Genomic DNA, 14,420 nt, shown 5'->3' with positions numbered 1-14,420 from the left:
TTTGCTTGACCGAATGCGGCAGGACATTCGGCGTTTTTGAGTCAGCTGGCGGTTGGGCGCACGGTGGGGGCTTCGACAAGCTCAGCCCGAACGGGGGGAGGCCAAGCCCTTCGACAGGCTCAGGGCGAACGGGCTGGGTGCTGCGTGGTTTTTTGCTCCCCCTTTGAAAAAGGGGGCTGGGGGGATTTGTGAAGAGTGGGCCGGGGGTGGGGCCGGGGGCGGCAGCAGCGGATGCTTATCGGCAGTTGCGCCACGTCCAGCACTGGGCACGACTGAATGAGGATTCGACCCAGCTGGAGATTGCCTCTATGGGGGGCTTGGCGGACCAACGTGCTGTTGTGCTGCGTCTTTGGATGGGGGTGTTCGGGGTGTGATGCTGGCGTAAGGACGGCGGATGGGTGTCGTAGGCGCTGATGCGGTCGATGCCATGCCTGACCGGGGTGTAGCCATAGTCCGTCGAAAGCACGATCAGAGCGACGAAACAAAGCAGGAGTGTGGGGCTTCGCATGGGGGGCTCTCCGATCGGGGTGGCGGGTATGAAGAGCCTTTATAAAGGTGGGCCGATCACGCCAGAGTGACCGTTTCCTTACCGGGCAGGATCCGACTCAGAGGGTGTGACGCTGTACACAGCAAGTGTTGTTCACAGGATGCGTATTCACAGGGGCTGTAACACCAGATCGACCACCGTCGGGCCGCTTTGGTGCAGAGGACAGTTGCCAACGTTGTTCTGGTAGAACGCATCGAACCTGACCGTGCTGGGCTGATAGCCCGAAGCCGCCACGGCAAAGGTGTAGGGGCCCTCCAAGGTGGCAAAGCCGCAAGGTGGGCTGCATTGCAGGGTGTTCGCGCCCGCGCCCGTCCCCATTTGAATGCCGAAGGCCAAGCTTGATGGCACGGTTTGAAGGTCAAGCGATTGCCCGGAAACCGCCACATTTGACAGTGTCAGGGTTGGGATGGGGGCCAGGGTCAGGGCATTTTTGGCCGAGGCCAGCCTGAAGACCGGCTCTGTTTGATAGGCCACACAGACCCCGACCGAGGAGGAGCCATTGCCGCTCCCGATCGGCGCGGGTCCGGGAGCATTCCCTCCACAGGCCACAATGAACAGCGCAAGAGTCAGTCCGGAGACGAGGGGGAGTCGGTGCAGCATGGGGGGCTCCTTGAGCCTTGGGTTAAATCTCCACTTTCGAGCCCAGTTCGACCACGCGGTTGGTCGGCAGGTAGAGGAAGTCTGCCGCACCGGAGGCGTTGTGGTGCATCCCGGCGAAGAGTTTTTCGCGCCACATGGCCATGCCATCCCCGGCCGTCGGAATCACGATGTCACGCGACAAGAAATAGCTGGTGTCCATGTCGTCGAGGGGGACACCTCGGCCACGCAACAGTTTCAGGGCCTCAGGGACATCGGGGTCATTTTTGAAGCCGTAGTTGAGCGTGACTTGCCAGCAGTCATGGCCGAGGGGATCCATGGCGATCCGGTCGTCAAAGCCGATCCACGGGATGTCGTGATGGCGCACGGTGACAAACAGGTTGTGCTCGTGCAGCACTTTGTTGTGCTTGAGGTTGTGCATCAAGGCATTGGGCGTCAGGCCTTGCTCGGATGAGAGAAAGACGGCGGTGCCACTCACGCGCACCGGTGGGCTGACGAACACGGCGTCGAGGAAGCTTCTTAGATCGATCGCCTCCGTGCGCAGGTGTTCGCTCATGATGCGGCGACCTTCACGCCACGTGGTCATGAGCGCAAACATGCCGATGCCGATGACGAGCGGAAACCAGCCCCCCGCCAAGAGCTTCAACATGTTCGACGAGAAGAACGCCACGTCGATGACCAAGAAAAAGCCGGTGGCAGCGACGCACAGCGCCCAGTGGTATTTCCAGCCAAAGCGGATGACGTAGAAGGTCATCACGGTCGTGATGGTCATGTCCAGCGTGACCGCAATACCGTAGGCCGAGGCCAAGTTGGACGAGGACTTGAACAGGGCCACGGCCAAGATGATGAAAACGAACAAGCCCCAGTTGACGAACGGCAAGTAGATCTGGCCGGTATCGCGCACGGAGGTGTGCAGCACCCGCATGCGTGGCAGCAAGCCGAGCTGAATCGCTTGCTTGGTGACCGAAAAGGCAGCCGTGATCAACGCTTGAGAGGCGATCACCGTGGCGGCAGTCGAGAGCACCACCAAGGGCAACAGCGCCCAAGCTGGGGCCATGCGATAGAAGGGGTTTTCAATCGCGTCGGGGGCGTCCAGCAGCATGGCACCTTGGCCGAAGTAGTTCACCACCAAGGCCGGCATGACCAAGCCATACCAAGCCAAGCGGATCGGTTTTTTACCAAAGTGGCCCAAGTCGGCGTAGAGCGCTTCACCCCCCGTGACGCACAGCACCACCGCGCCCAAGGCGATGAAGGCCAAGCCCTGATGTTCGGCGAAGAAACCTACGGCGTAGAGCGGGTTGAGGGCGCGCAGCACCGATGGGTTGTCGATCACATGCGGCAATCCCAAGGCGATCAGCACGAAGAACCACACCAAGGTGATCGGCCCAAACGCCTTGCCGATACCGCCGGTGCCAAAGCGTTGCACGGCAAACAGCCCAAGCATCACGACCAAGGTGATGGGGATGATGGCGCTGTGGAGCTGGGGTGCGGCGACTTCCAGTCCCTCGACCGCCGAGAGCACCGAAATGGCCGGGGTGATGACCCCATCACCGTAAAAAATGGCGGTGCCGAACATGCCGACGCTCATCAAGACGCGATGCGTCAGGGGGCGGTCGCTCACGGCATGGGTGGCCAAGGCCAGCATGGCGATCAAGCCGCCTTCACCGTGGTTATCGGCCCGCAAGATCAACAGCACATATTTCAGCGAGACGATGATGGTCATCGTCCAGAAGACCAAGGAGAGCACGCCGAGGATGTTGTCCGGCGTCACCGCGACATGGCCGGTATGGAAGACTTCTTTGAGGGCGTAAAGCGGACTGGTGCCGATGTCACCGTAGACGACCCCGAGGGCGCCCAAGGTCAGGGCAGCCATCGCTTTGGGCGATGAGGAGGCGTCGTGGGAGGAGTCAGAGGTTTGCACCGAGGGCATCCAGTGAGGAGGTAGGCCGCACCAAGGCGTGGGCCCCAGTGCGGGTGGGTCTTGCTGTCGCGCGGTATCTGAGAGCGGTATCTGGCCGGTATCAGTCTTGCTCTTGCAGCATGGGCATGAGTTTCCCAGCCATGTCCAGCGCCATCAAATCATCGCAGCCCCCGATGTGGCTGCTCCCGATGAAAATCTGGGGCACGGTGCGCCGCTGGGTCAACGCCATCATGTGTTCACGCTGGGCATGGTCCAAATCGATGCGAATCTCTTCGATCTGGGTCACGCCACGGCGTTGCAGCAAGGCCTTGGCACGGACACAAAACGGGCAGACAGCCGTGGTGTACATCTTGACGGGCTTCATGGTGCGGCGTTTCGATCGGGTTAGGCCGTCTTTTCGATCGGTAAATGGGCTGATCGCCAAGAGCCCATGCCGCCACCCAGCACCACGACCCGCTCGAAGCCGAGCGAGCGAGCCGTTTTCGCTGCGCGTGAAGCGCGCATGCCCGAGGCACAAACCAGCACCAACGGCAAAGCTTTGTTGGTCGGCAAGCCCTTGGCGCTTGCGCTGAAGCTGCCGACCGGAATGTTGCGCGCGCCGGTCACATGGCCCGCAGCAAATTCGGCCGGTTCGCAGACATCGATGACGACGGCTTTTTCGCGGTTGATCAGGGTCACGGCCTCCTGGGCCGAGATCGAATCGCTGCCACCTTGGGTGAGGGTGGGCCAGAACAGCATGCTGCCGGTGACGAGGGCAGTCACGATCCAGATCCAGTTGTCAATGAGGAAGTTCACGTCAGCAACGGTGGGTGCACCGTGTCCAGGAGGGTTGCGAAGGAGGCGATTATAAAATTTGTCCGTTTAGTCAACCACGGATTGCTTCATGTACAAGCTTGTTCTCATTCGCCACGGCGAATCCACCTGGAATCTTGAAAATCGTTTCACCGGTTGGACCGATGTGGAATTGACCCCAACGGGGGTCGAACAGGCCAAACAGGCCGGCCGTTTGCTCAAGGCCGCCGGCTACGAATTCGATGTCGCCTACACCTCGGTGTTGAAGCGCGCGGTCTGGACCCTTTGGCACACGCTGGACCAAATGGAGCGCACGTGGCTGCCGGTGGTGCACGAGTGGCGCCTGAATGAGCGCCACTACGGCGCGCTGCAAGGCCTCAACAAGGCCGACATGGCCAAGGAGTTTGGCGACGCGCAAGTGCTGGCTTGGCGTCGCAGCTATGACACGCCGCCGCCGGCTTTGGAGGCCAACGATCCGCGCGGTCAGCGCCAAGATGTGCGCTATGCCAAGCTCGACGCCGATCAGATCCCGCTCACCGAGTGCCTCAAGGACACCGTGGCGCGCGTGATGCCGTTCTGGAACAACGATTTGGCCCCGGCTATCAAGGCGGGCAAGCGCATCGTGATGGCCGCCCACGGCAACTCCATCCGTGCTTTGGTGAAGTACCTCGACAACATCGGTGACGACGACATCGTTGGGGTGAACATCCCCAACGGCATCCCGCTGGTGTACGAGTTGGATGACAACCTCAAGCCCATCCGCAGCTATTACTTGGGTGACGCTGAAGCGGCCGCCAAAGCTGCGGCCGCTGTGGCCAATCAGGGCAAGGCCTGATCGAAGAAGGAGACGGGGTCATGCCTAAGTTCGCTGCCAATCTGACGATGATGTACGGGGAGCATCCCTTTCTGGATCGCTTCGGGGCGGCGGCGCGCGATGGCTTCAAGGCGGTGGAGGTTCTCTTCCCCTATGACCATGCGCCCGCTGAGATCGCGGCTCGTTTGCGTGAGCATGCGTTGCAGCTGGTGCTGTTCAATGCGCGCCCAGGTGACTGGGCAGCGGGTGAGCGTGGTTTGGCGGCACTGCCCGGCCGGGAGGCCGAGTTCGCCGCCGCTTTGGATGAGGCGCTGCGCTACGCCCAAGCGCTGGCGTGTCCGCGCTTGCACGTGATGGCGGGCTTGGTGCCTAAGGGGGCGGATGCTCATCTGCGTGCCCAGATGCATCAAACCTACGTGGCCAATTTGCGCCACGCGGTCGGCTTGGCGGCGGCTCAGGGCGTGGCCCTGACCGTTGAGCCGATCAACCCGCGTGACATGCCCGGCTACTTTCTGACCCATCAAGCCCAAGCCCATGCCATCGTGAGCGAAGTGGTGGGCGACAACGATCGTTCAACACTGGGCGTGCAGATGGATCTGTACCACTGCCAGATCGTCGAAGGCGACTTGATGCGCCGCCTAGAGCGCTATCACCACGGTGTGACGCACATCCAGATTGCAGGCGTGCCGGATCGACATGAGCCCGATGTGGGTGAGGTGCGTTTTGAGCCCTTGTTTGCGCAGTTGGATGCCCTTGGCTACAGCGGCTACATCGGCTGTGAATACCGGCCCAAGGGCGCAACTTCGGCCGGTTTGGCATGGTTACGCCCTTGGTGGGCGTGAGCCTACTTAATCAAAGCTTCAGTGATGTATTGCCGCCCAGGCCCCCCGTGAACCGGGTACCAAGGGCCGGTTTCGGGCGATCGGGGTTAACCCGCGTGCGAAGATTGAACCCGTATCTTGATCTTGGGGTTCTGGGGCCAGCCTCGGTTTTGGAGGCACTGTTCAAGGCGAGGCAAAAGCTGCCTGAGCTTGGCCGCCACGCCGGCATTGGCTGCCAGCAGGGTCCAGCCCTCCTCGTCCACCGGGCCTGCCGTGACCGCACGTTGCAGTCCGATGGGCAAGAGGGTGCGAATAGCGTCCATGCGTGCTGACGATTCAGCCAGACGCTGTTGCAAGCGTTGCAACGGCTCACAGCGTGCCAGTGCTTGGTGCATGGGCACGCTGTTGGGGACCGCAGGTCGGGGAGGTTCTGGTTTCACGCAAGGAGTGTAGCGTCGTGGATATTCTGCTGACCCATGGCCGATCGGCCCGGACGCGCAGCTTTCACTTGGAGGCTTGGCAGATCGTTTTGATGAGTTTGCTGGCTTTTCTGTTGATGTTGGTGCTTGCTGGTGCGGTCTATCACCTGATTTTCATGAAAGCGGTGCGCGAAAACTGGCCGGTGATTGGTGATTTGGTGCGCTTGATTGCCAAAGATGAATTTGCGGCCCGCGACAAGTTCTTGCGCGAAAACCTGGACGCCATGGCCCACAAAGTGGGTGAGATGCAAGCCAAGATGGTCAAGCTTGACGCCGTGGGTTCACGGGTGGCCGGTTTGGCGGGGCTGAAACCTGAAGATCTCAAAGCCATGGAGAGCGCTGTGGCGGCTTCCGCCAGCGCCTCTGCGGCGGAACCCTTGGCCCAGCCGGCCTCGGCACCGAGTCGTCCGGCAAGCGGTACGACGTCCATGATCGGCGCTGTCAGTGCCCAAGGCGGGCCTTACATCCCGACGGACGCGCCGTCTTTCGATTTCTTGAATCAATTGATGGACCGCATGGATGAGGTGGCGGATCACCGCTCGGACGTGTTCACGTTGGCTGAGTCGCGCTTGCTGGAAAAGAAGCTTGAAGCGTTGGTCTTGCCAAGCAGCGCCCCGGTGATCGGGCCGATTGGTTCAGGCTTTGGTTTCCGGGTCGATCCGCTGACAGGGCGTTCGGCCCTGCATACCGGACTTGATTTCCCGGCCCACATTGGCACGCCGATTCGCGCGGCGGCCGGTGGGGTGGTGATTTCAACGCTGACGGTACCAAGCTACGGGCAGATGGTGGAAATTGACCATGGCAACCGATTGATCACGCGCTACGCACATGTCTCAGAAGCGCTGGTTGCCCCGGGGCAACTCATCAAGCGGGGGCAATTGATCGCCAAGGTGGGGAACACCGGCCGATCGACGGGGCCGCACCTGCACTTTGAGGTGCTCTACGACGGGGTGCCCCAAGACCCAGGGCGCTTCTTGGCGCGTGGTGAAAAAGCTGAGGCTGGGCCGCAACATGCGGCGGTGGCCCCCAAGGCCGCGAAGAAGCGCAAAACGCGCTGATCCCAATCCACAACAGGGGCGGTGTACACTCGCCCGCTGTTTTGGGGTCATCCGGATGGGCGTCGTGGCGAAATCGGCCCGGCGCCTTCGCTTTTCCCGGATGTGCCTTTTGCTTCATTTCTCAATGTGATTCTTGGTGGAATGCGACCGCCAAGAGTTCTGATGCCAGTGCCTCATGTTGCCCAAGCTCCTCACGAAAATCTTTGGCAGCCGCAACGAACGGTTGCTCAAGCAATATCGGCAAGTCGTCACCCAGATCAACGCCCTTGAGTCGCGCTACGAGCCGCTCAGCGATGATCAGTTGCGTGAACAGACCGCCGAACTGCGTCAAAGAGCTTCGGTTCAAGGTCAGTCTTTGGATGAGTTGCTGCCCGAGGCCTTCGCTTTGGTGCGTGAAGGCAGCAAGCGTGTCCTCAAGATGCGTCACTTTGACGTCCAGATGCTGGGCGGCTTGGCGTTGCACCACCGCAAGATCGCTGAAATGCGCACTGGTGAAGGCAAAACGTTGGTGGCCACGCTGCCGGTCTTCCTGAATGCGTTGTCCGGTAAGGGCGTGCACGTGGTGACCGTGAATGACTATCTGGCTCGGCGCGACGCTGAATGGATGGCGCGGCTTTACAACTTCTTGGGGCTCTCGGTCGGTATCAACTTGCCGCAGATGAGCCGTGAAGAAAAGCAAGAAGCCTACGCCGCTGACATCACCTACGGCACCAACAACGAGTACGGTTTTGACTACCTGCGTGACAACATGGTCTACGAGGCTGCGGACCGGGTGCAGCGCACGCTCAACTACGCCATCATCGACGAGGTCGATTCGATCCTGATCGACGAAGCCCGCACGCCGCTGATCATCTCCGGCCAAGCCGAGGATCAGACCGAGCTGTATGTGCGCATCAACGCGGTGGTGCCCAAACTCAAGAAGCAAATCGGTGAAGAAGACCCGCGCACCGGCGAAGGCGTCATCGAGCCGGGTGACTTCACCTCCGACGAAAAATCCCATCAAGTGGTGCTGACCGAAGCGGGTCACGAGCGCGCCGAGCAGTTGTTGTCGGAAGCGGGCTTGTTGGCTGAGGGCGCCTCGCTCTACGACGCCGCCAACATCACGTTGATGCATCACCTGTACGCAGCGTTGCGGGCGCATCACCTCTATCACCGCGACCAGCACTACGTGGTGCAGCCGGGTGAAGGGGGCACGCTTGAGGTGACGATCGTCGATGAATTCACCGGCCGCTTGATGCAGGGTCGGCGCTGGTCAGACGGTTTGCACCAAGCCGTGGAAGCCAAGGAAGGCGTTGAGATTCAGGCCGAGAACCAGACGCTGGCCTCGATCACCTTCCAGAACTACTTCCGCATGTACGGCAAGCTCTCGGGCATGACCGGCACGGCCGACACCGAAGCCTACGAATTCCAAGAAATCTACGGTCTGGAAACGATCGTGATTCCGCCCAATCGGGTGCTCTCGCGGCGCGATGAGTTGGATCTGGTCTACAAGACCGCCCGCGAAAAGTACGAAGCGATCAAAAACGACATCGCTGATTGCTATGAGCGTGGTCAGCCGGTGCTGGTGGGCACGACTTCGATCGAGAACTCCGAGCTGATCAGCCATTTGCTGGATCAAGCCAAGTTGCCGCATCAAGTCTTGAACGCCAAGCAACACGCTCGCGAAGCCGAGATCGTGGCCCAGGCGGGTCGGCCCAAGATGATCACCATCGCCACCAACATGGCTGGCCGTGGCACCGACATCGTGCTCGGGGGCAATGTCGAAAAGCAGATCCAGATTTTGGAGGCTGATCTTTCCGTTCCCGAGGCCGACAAGGCCGCACGCATTGCCACCCTGCACAGCGAGTGGCAAGGGCTGCATGACCAAGTGAAGGCATTGGGCGGGTTGCGCATCATCGCCACCGAACGCCACGAAAGCCGCCGCATCGACAACCAGTTGCGCGGTCGTGCCGGTCGCCAAGGGGATCCGGGTAGCTCACGCTTTTACCTGTCGCTTGAAGACTCCCTGATGCGGATTTTTGCCGGTGACCGGGTCAAGGCGATCATGGATCGTCTGAAGATGCCGGAAGGGGAGGCCATCGAAGCGGGCATCGTCAGCCGCTCCATCGAAGGTGCGCAGCGCAAGGTGGAAGCGCGCAACTTTGATATGCGCAAGCAGCTGCTCGAATACGACGACGTGTCCAACGATCAGCGCAAGGTGATCTACGCTCAGCGCAATGAGTTGCTGGCCGCGCCGGATCTGGAAGCCCAGATCATGCATTTGCGCCACGGTGCCATGGCCGATGTGGTGCGCACCTTTGTGCCGCTGGATAGCGTCGAAGAACAATGGGATCTGGCGGGGCTGGAAGTCAATCTGCGCGATGAGTGGCACGTCAACGTGGCCCTGCGCGATTTGGTGCAGCAAAGCGAAGCCATTGCCGATCAAGACATCCTGAACGCGGTGGTGTTGGCTGCTGACGAGGCTTTTGCGGCCAAGTTGGAGCTGGCCGGGCGCGATCAGTTCGTCGGGTTCGAGCGCATGATCTTGCTCCAGTCGCTCGATACCCACTGGCGGGAACATCTGGCCGCGCTCGACTACCTGCGCCAAGGCATTCATCTGCGCGGCTATGCGCAAAAGAATCCGAAGCAGGAATACAAGCGCGAAGCTTTCGATCTTTTCAGCCAGTTGCTCGACTCGGTGCGTATGGATGTCACCCGCGTGCTGATGACCGTGCGCATCCAAACCCGCGATGAAGCGGCTGAGGCGGCCCAAGCCATCGAAGCTCAAGCAGCGCATCTGAGCAACATCACCTACACCCATCCGAACGAAGATGGCAGCGTCTCCCAAGAGGCTGAGTCGGCGGTGGCGGCCACTTTTGCCGACGCTTCGGCAGCGATTCCTCGGGTGGGGCGCAACGATCCTTGCCCCTGCGGTAGCGGCAAGAAGTACAAGCAGTGCCATGGCAAATTGAGCTGAACGCAACAATCGCACAGTGGCGTGACGACGGGGACTGACAGTCCCCGTTTTTTCGTCCCAGTTTTGCGCATGCTCTTGGGCATGAACCGTTTCTTGTTGCGCCAAAGCCCCGCTGCCTTTGAAACCCATCGGCTGATCCTTGAAAAAATTTCTCTGGAGCACGCTGAGCCGCTGTGTGAAGCCGCGCAGCGCTCTCGGGACAACTGGTCGTTCATCGACTGGGCCCATCAGTCGCACTGGACCCCGGCGCGGGCGCGCGACTTTTGCCGTATCACGCGTCACGCGATGGAGCGCGATGCCACGGTGTTGAGCTACATGGTGTTTGAGCGGCCGGAGCGCCGTGCGCATGCTTTGGGTCGCGGGCGCTTTGTCGGCATGATCGACTTGCACAGTTTTGACACCAGCACCTCGCGTTGTCAGCTCGGCTATGTGGCCGATGTCGCCATGCAAGGGCGCGGTTTGATGCGTGAAGCGGTGCAGGCGGTGATGGATCAGGCCGAGGCGTTGGGGATGGGGCGTTTCGAAGTGTGGTGCGATACGCGCAATGTCCGCTCCATTCGTTTGGCCGAGCGGCTCGGTTTTGAGCGTGAAGGCGTGTTGCGTGCCGCCGTGCAGCTCGATGGTCGGTCCGTGGATCAGATGATCTTGGCTCGCAGGGCAACATCGATGGGGCAACAAGGGCCACTGCGGTCCCTACAATGAGTCCCCTCTTTTGCCTGATTGCTTTGCTGCCATGCCTGTTCATCTTGCTGCTCCGAATCCCGCCGACCTTCATCCCGTGCCGGGCGTGGAAATTGGTATCACCCAAGCCGGTATTCGCAAGGCCAACCGCCGCGATCTGAGCGTGTTTCGCCTCGTCGCAGGTTCCAGCGTGGCCGGTGTGTTCACCAAAAACCGTTTCTGTGCTGCGCCGGTGCAACTGAGTCGCGCCCATCTGGCGACCGGCTCGATCCGCGCCTTGGTGATCAACACCGGCAATGCCAACGCGGGCACCGGCGCTGATGGCCTCAAACGCGCCAGCGAGGTCTGCCAAGCCGTGGCGGGTTTGCTCGGCGTGCACGCTGAGCAAGTGCTGCCGTTCTCGACCGGCGTGATCATGGAAACCCTGCCCAGCGAGCGCTTGATCGCGGGCTTGCCGGCTGCGGTGGCCGACTTGAAGACCGATCAGTGGGCTGTGGCGGCCGAAGCCATCATGACCACCGATACACTGCCCAAAGGCACCTCGCGCCAAGTGCAGATTGGTGGCCGCACCGTCACCGTGACCGGCATCAGCAAGGGGGCCGGCATGATCCACCCCAACATGGCGACCATGCTGGGCTATGTGGCGACCGATGCGGTGATTGATCCGGCGCTGCTTCAGCCGCTGCTCAACGACGTGGCTGACTTGAGCTTCAACCGCATCACCATCGACGGTGACACCTCGACCAACGACAGCTTCATCCTGATGGCGACCCATCAGGCCGGTCACGCACCGATCACGGCGCTTGATTCGGCCGAAGGGCAGATCCTGCGCGAAGCCGTGCTGGCGGTGTCACAGCACTTGGCCCAAGCCATCGTGCGTGACGGCGAAGGGGCCACCAAGTTCATCACCATCCGCATCGACGGGGGCCAAAGCGTCGAAGAATGTGCCAAGGCGGGCTACGCCATCGCCCATTCACCGCTGGTCAAGACCGCATTCTTCGCCAGCGACCCGAACTTGGGCCGCATCTTGGCGGCGGTGGGTTACGCCGGCATCGACGATCTGGATCAGAACCTGATCGACTTGCATCTTGATGATGTGCATGTGGTGCGTGAAGGCGGTCGTCATCCCGCTTACCAAGAAGCCGACGGTCAGCGCGTGATGAAGCAAAGCGAGATCACCATCCGCATCGATTTGCACCGGGGCCAAGCCACCACCACGCTGTGGACCTGCGACCTCTCGCACGACTACGTGACGATCAACGCTGACTACCGCAGTTGATCAGCGTTGATGGCGCCCTTGCTTGACGGCTCGGCTTGGGCCTTGCTTGGGCTGGCGGCGTTTGCCGCTGGCGTGGTCGATGCCGTGGGCGGCGGCGGCGGGCTGATTCAAGTGCCCGCGCTTTTTGCCTTTCTGCCGGGTGCGCCGCCGGCTTTGCTGTTTGGCACCAACAAGATGGCGTCCTCGGTGGGCACAGCCGGGGCTGCGTGGCAATACGCCGGCTCGGTCACCCCGCCTTGGCGGGTGGTTGCCGCCAGCATGCTGGCGGCTTTTGTGGCGGCTTGGCTGGGCGCTTTGGCCTTGGCGATGATCCCCACTGAGCCGCTGCGCAAGGCTTTGCCTTGGTTGCTGCTGGCGCTGCTGATCTTCACGGTGTTGGGCTCAGGCGGCCTGCACCATCAACCGAAACACGCGCCTCAGCGTGAACTCGGGTGGGCCACCGCTGGCTCCGGTTTGATCGGTTTTTACGACGGTGCTTTTGGGCCCGGTGCCGGAGCGTTCTACAAGATGCTTTTTGTGCGCGGCCTGGGCTTTGATTTTCTTCACGCTGCTGCGCCCTCCAAGTTCGCCAATCTGGCCTCGAACCTCGGGGCTTTGATGGTTTTTGCTTGGCAAGGCCAGATCCACTGGCTGCTGGGCTTGGGGATGGCGGTCAGCAATTTCGCTGGGGGTCAGCTTGGCAGCCGTCTCGGGCTGAAATTCGGCAACCGACTGATTCGTCGCGCCTTCGTGTTGTTGGTGGGTGTTTTGATCGTTAAAACATTTGGGGATGCTTATCTCTGAGTCCGTGGAGCTTTTTGATGCTTGAGATGTTGTTTTTGTACGATTTTTGATCCTCTGGAAAAGATCAATGTCATGAAAAAAGTCACATGACTCAACGGTCAAACAGCATCACTTTTGAGCGCCACAAAGACAAACGGCGGGCTTCTTGGCCCGCCGTTTGTTGTGTGCAGTCAACAGTCGTTCAGTCTTTACTTGGTTGGGGTGTCATGGCCACCAGCACACCATCACGGTGCACAAGGTGATGCCAGAAGGCTGCAGCGATATGCAAAACCACCAAAGCCAACATGCCCCATGCCAACCAAACGTGGTAATCCGTCAGGGTGTCCGCCAAATCAGCGTCAGCTTCGGTGATGTTTGGCAAGGGCATCAAACCCAGCAGATGAAGACTGGTTTCATGGGCGCTGCAAACCGCCCATCCAAGAATGGGTAATGCGGCAAGCATGAAATAAAGGCTTATATGGGCCATGAGTGCGGCAAATCGCATGATTTTTGAGGCATGCGTGGCGTAATCAACCATGCCCGTGCGCAATCTGATCGCTAAACGTAGTACCAAACCCACAAGAATGATCAATCCTGCTTGACGATGAAGGTCCATCAACAGGATTCGGAAGGATTGAATCTCCACCATTTCACGCAAAAGAACGGTGCCTGCTGCGACCCCCATGAGCAGTGCACTAAACCAGTGCATCGCGATGATCCAAGGTGAATGCCTGGGGTGATCGGCGCTGGATGCATGGTTTGTAAGGCTGGAACGACCGAACGATACGGCTTGGGTCAATTCAGTGTGCACGGCAATATTCCTTGTCTGGTGAGCGAAGTGGGTGGGGTCAAGTAAGCTTAAGGAAAGCCCCGTTGATTCATTTCAGATTAAGCTTTCTTCATGAAAGACGTCAAATCACTTGATCTATCGCAAAGGTTGATGGGGCTTGACGAGTGAACCAACCCTGTATTGAAATGCCGCACCATGATTAAATTTCTTAACAAACTTAGCCGGAACCGCAGCTCAATGCTTCTCACCTGTTTCGTGAAGCGAAGTTTGCAAGCGGTCATCGTCGGGGTGATATCGATGCCGGTGTGGTCGATCGATGTCGGTGCCGCTGAGCAACTGGCCAAAGACAGTGGGTGTACCAAGTGTCATGCGGTTGACAAAAAAAAGGATGGACCCGCCTATCGCGATGTGGCTGCCAAGTTTCGTGGCACACCGGATGCCGAGGCAAAAATCATCCACCACATAACATCAGGTGAAAAGGTCAAATTCCCCGATGGCCATCAAGAAGACCACAAGAAAATAAAGACCAAAGATGTTGCCGAGATTAAAAATCTCATCGCTTGGATCCTCTCCCTTGAGGGTGGTACCAAGTACTGATTGATTCTTGCCCAATAGATTCCGAGCTGCATGCTCTGTGTATGCGGTTAGGCCGCTGCTTGGGTTTTTGATGACTGTTTGAGAGGTTTTATGAAAATATTTAAATCGCTGGTGGCCAGTGCCTTGGTGGTTGCTGGTTTATGGGGGCATGCTTGGGCATCCACCCCAGATCAAGCGGGGGCTCGACCTGTCGCTGCCGCTAACGCAGACGCTGTGTGCACGAAGTGCCACGACGAGAGCGAAGCCAAGCCGCTGCTGTCGATCTATCAAACCAAGCACGGGGTGCGGGCCGATGCGCGCACGCCCAGCTGCCAGAGCTGCCACGG

Annotated in this window: 15 protein-coding genes and 1 pseudogene; 9 read left to right on the top strand and 7 right to left on the bottom strand. The window is 59.9% G+C overall.

Annotated features, from left to right (window positions below):
- Window positions 1–235 precede the first annotated feature (235 nt).
- The 5 genes from AB3X39_RS11975 to AB3X39_RS11955 all read right to left on the bottom strand — a co-directional run bounded on the left by AB3X39_RS11975 (window position 236) and on the right by AB3X39_RS11955 (window position 3,860).
- Window positions 236–508, bottom strand: a complete 273-nt coding sequence (locus AB3X39_RS11975) for a hypothetical protein (protein ID WP_369417615.1) — start codon at window positions 506–508, stop codon at window positions 236–238.
- 147 nt (window positions 509–655) lie between these two features.
- Window positions 656–1,147 carry a hypothetical protein gene (locus AB3X39_RS11970; RefSeq protein ID WP_369417614.1) on the bottom strand — a complete coding sequence of 164 codons (492 nt, stop codon included), beginning with the start codon at window positions 1,145–1,147 and terminating at the stop codon, window positions 656–658.
- A 22-nt stretch (window positions 1,148–1,169) separates the two neighbouring features.
- Complete coding sequence (locus AB3X39_RS11965) at window positions 1,170–3,017, bottom strand: potassium transporter Kup (RefSeq protein ID WP_369417616.1); 1,848 nt, start codon at window positions 3,015–3,017, stop codon at window positions 1,170–1,172.
- Between the two features lie 148 nt (window positions 3,018–3,165).
- A complete protein-coding gene (grxC, locus tag AB3X39_RS11960) occupies window positions 3,166–3,429 on the bottom strand; it encodes a glutaredoxin 3 (protein WP_369417613.1) in 264 nt (87 codons plus the stop codon).
- A gap of 20 nt (window positions 3,430–3,449) precedes the next feature.
- Window positions 3,450–3,860, bottom strand: coding sequence for a rhodanese-like domain-containing protein (locus AB3X39_RS11955; RefSeq protein ID WP_369417612.1), 411 nt, complete (start codon window positions 3,858–3,860; stop codon window positions 3,450–3,452).
- 88 nt (window positions 3,861–3,948) lie between these two features.
- Here AB3X39_RS11955 and gpmA point away from each other — a divergent pair, with 88 nt between their 5' ends.
- Both gpmA and otnI read left to right on the top strand, forming a co-directional pair.
- Window positions 3,949–4,692 carry a 2,3-diphosphoglycerate-dependent phosphoglycerate mutase gene (gpmA, locus tag AB3X39_RS11950; protein ID WP_369417611.1) on the top strand — a complete coding sequence of 248 codons (744 nt, stop codon included), beginning with the start codon at window positions 3,949–3,951 and terminating at the stop codon, window positions 4,690–4,692.
- A 20-nt stretch (window positions 4,693–4,712) separates the two neighbouring features.
- Window positions 4,713–5,513 (top strand): 2-oxo-tetronate isomerase, encoded by an 801-nt coding sequence (otnI, locus tag AB3X39_RS11945; protein ID WP_369417610.1) that lies wholly within the window; start codon window positions 4,713–4,715, stop codon window positions 5,511–5,513.
- Between the two features lie 86 nt (window positions 5,514–5,599).
- Here the strand turns inward: otnI and AB3X39_RS11940 are convergent, their stop codons facing one another.
- Window positions 5,600–5,932: a hypothetical protein gene (locus tag AB3X39_RS11940; RefSeq protein ID WP_369417609.1), complete on the bottom strand. Its 333-nt coding sequence runs from the start codon at window positions 5,930–5,932 to the stop codon at window positions 5,600–5,602.
- A gap of 17 nt (window positions 5,933–5,949) precedes the next feature.
- On the opposite strand from AB3X39_RS11940, the gene AB3X39_RS11935 reads away from it, so the two are divergent.
- The 5 genes from AB3X39_RS11935 (at window position 5,950) to AB3X39_RS11915 (ending at window position 12,728) form a co-directional block, all read left to right on the top strand.
- Window positions 5,950–7,029, top strand: coding sequence for a M23 family metallopeptidase (locus tag AB3X39_RS11935; RefSeq protein ID WP_369417608.1), 1,080 nt, complete (start codon window positions 5,950–5,952; stop codon window positions 7,027–7,029).
- A gap of 175 nt (window positions 7,030–7,204) precedes the next feature.
- Window positions 7,205–9,985, top strand: coding sequence for a preprotein translocase subunit SecA (secA, locus tag AB3X39_RS11930; RefSeq protein WP_369417607.1), 2,781 nt, complete (start codon window positions 7,205–7,207; stop codon window positions 9,983–9,985).
- An 81-nt stretch (window positions 9,986–10,066) separates the two neighbouring features.
- Window positions 10,067–10,687, top strand: coding sequence for a GNAT family N-acetyltransferase (locus AB3X39_RS11925; protein ID WP_369417606.1), 621 nt, complete (start codon window positions 10,067–10,069; stop codon window positions 10,685–10,687).
- 31 nt (window positions 10,688–10,718) lie between these two features.
- Window positions 10,719–11,945, top strand: coding sequence for a bifunctional glutamate N-acetyltransferase/amino-acid acetyltransferase ArgJ (argJ, locus tag AB3X39_RS11920; protein ID WP_369417605.1), 1,227 nt, complete (start codon window positions 10,719–10,721; stop codon window positions 11,943–11,945).
- Window positions 11,946–11,954: 9 nt separating this feature from the next.
- Window positions 11,955–12,728 (top strand): sulfite exporter TauE/SafE family protein, encoded by a 774-nt coding sequence (locus tag AB3X39_RS11915; protein ID WP_369417604.1) that lies wholly within the window; start codon window positions 11,955–11,957, stop codon window positions 12,726–12,728.
- A 181-nt stretch (window positions 12,729–12,909) separates the two neighbouring features.
- Here AB3X39_RS11915 and AB3X39_RS11910 read toward each other — a convergent pair whose 3' ends face one another.
- Entirely contained in the window at window positions 12,910–13,518 is a 609-nt protein-coding gene (locus AB3X39_RS11910; RefSeq protein ID WP_369417603.1) for a cytochrome b, read from the bottom strand.
- Between the two features lie 174 nt (window positions 13,519–13,692).
- On the opposite strand from AB3X39_RS11910, the gene AB3X39_RS11905 reads away from it, so the two are divergent.
- Together AB3X39_RS11905 and AB3X39_RS11900 are read left to right on the top strand one after the other, a co-directional pair.
- On the top strand, window positions 13,693–14,094 hold the full coding sequence (locus tag AB3X39_RS11905; RefSeq protein WP_369417602.1) for a c-type cytochrome: 402 nt from the start codon (window positions 13,693–13,695) through the stop codon (window positions 14,092–14,094).
- 90 nt (window positions 14,095–14,184) lie between these two features.
- Window positions 14,185–14,420 (top strand): annotated as a pseudogene (locus tag AB3X39_RS11900) (DmsE family decaheme c-type cytochrome); the annotation flags it as partial.

This window comes from Leptothrix ochracea, assembly GCF_041083635.1.
Taxonomy (GTDB): domain Bacteria; phylum Pseudomonadota; class Gammaproteobacteria; order Burkholderiales; family Burkholderiaceae_C; genus Sphaerotilus; species Sphaerotilus ochraceus.
This window is presented reverse-complemented; position numbering and strand designations above follow the sequence as displayed.

What these genes read in the sequence shown, in the direction of transcription:
- argJ (WP_369417605.1), top strand. Translation starts at nt 10,719, where the DNA reads ATGCCTGTTCATCTTGCTGCTCCGAATCCCGCCGACCTTCATCCCGTG.
- AB3X39_RS11925 (WP_369417606.1), top strand. Translation starts at nt 10,067, where the DNA reads ATGAACCGTTTCTTGTTGCGCCAAAGCCCCGCTGCCTTTGAAACCCAT.
- grxC (WP_369417613.1), bottom strand. Translation starts at nt 3,429, where the DNA reads ATGAAGCCCGTCAAGATGTACACCACGGCTGTCTGCCCGTTTTGTGTC.
- AB3X39_RS11975 (WP_369417615.1), bottom strand. Translation starts at nt 508, where the DNA reads ATGCGAAGCCCCACACTCCTGCTTTGTTTCGTCGCTCTGATCGTGCTT.
- otnI (WP_369417610.1), top strand. Translation starts at nt 4,713, where the DNA reads ATGCCTAAGTTCGCTGCCAATCTGACGATGATGTACGGGGAGCATCCC.
- AB3X39_RS11965 (WP_369417616.1), bottom strand. Translation starts at nt 3,017, where the DNA reads ATGGCTGCCCTGACCTTGGGCGCCCTCGGGGTCGTCTACGGTGACATC.
- gpmA (WP_369417611.1), top strand. Translation starts at nt 3,949, where the DNA reads ATGTACAAGCTTGTTCTCATTCGCCACGGCGAATCCACCTGGAATCTT.
- AB3X39_RS11915 (WP_369417604.1), top strand. Translation starts at nt 11,955, where the DNA reads ATGGCGCCCTTGCTTGACGGCTCGGCTTGGGCCTTGCTTGGGCTGGCG.
- AB3X39_RS11970 (WP_369417614.1), bottom strand. Translation starts at nt 1,147, where the DNA reads ATGCTGCACCGACTCCCCCTCGTCTCCGGACTGACTCTTGCGCTGTTC.
- AB3X39_RS11905 (WP_369417602.1), top strand. Translation starts at nt 13,693, where the DNA reads ATGATTAAATTTCTTAACAAACTTAGCCGGAACCGCAGCTCAATGCTT.
- secA (WP_369417607.1), top strand. Translation starts at nt 7,205, where the DNA reads ATGTTGCCCAAGCTCCTCACGAAAATCTTTGGCAGCCGCAACGAACGG.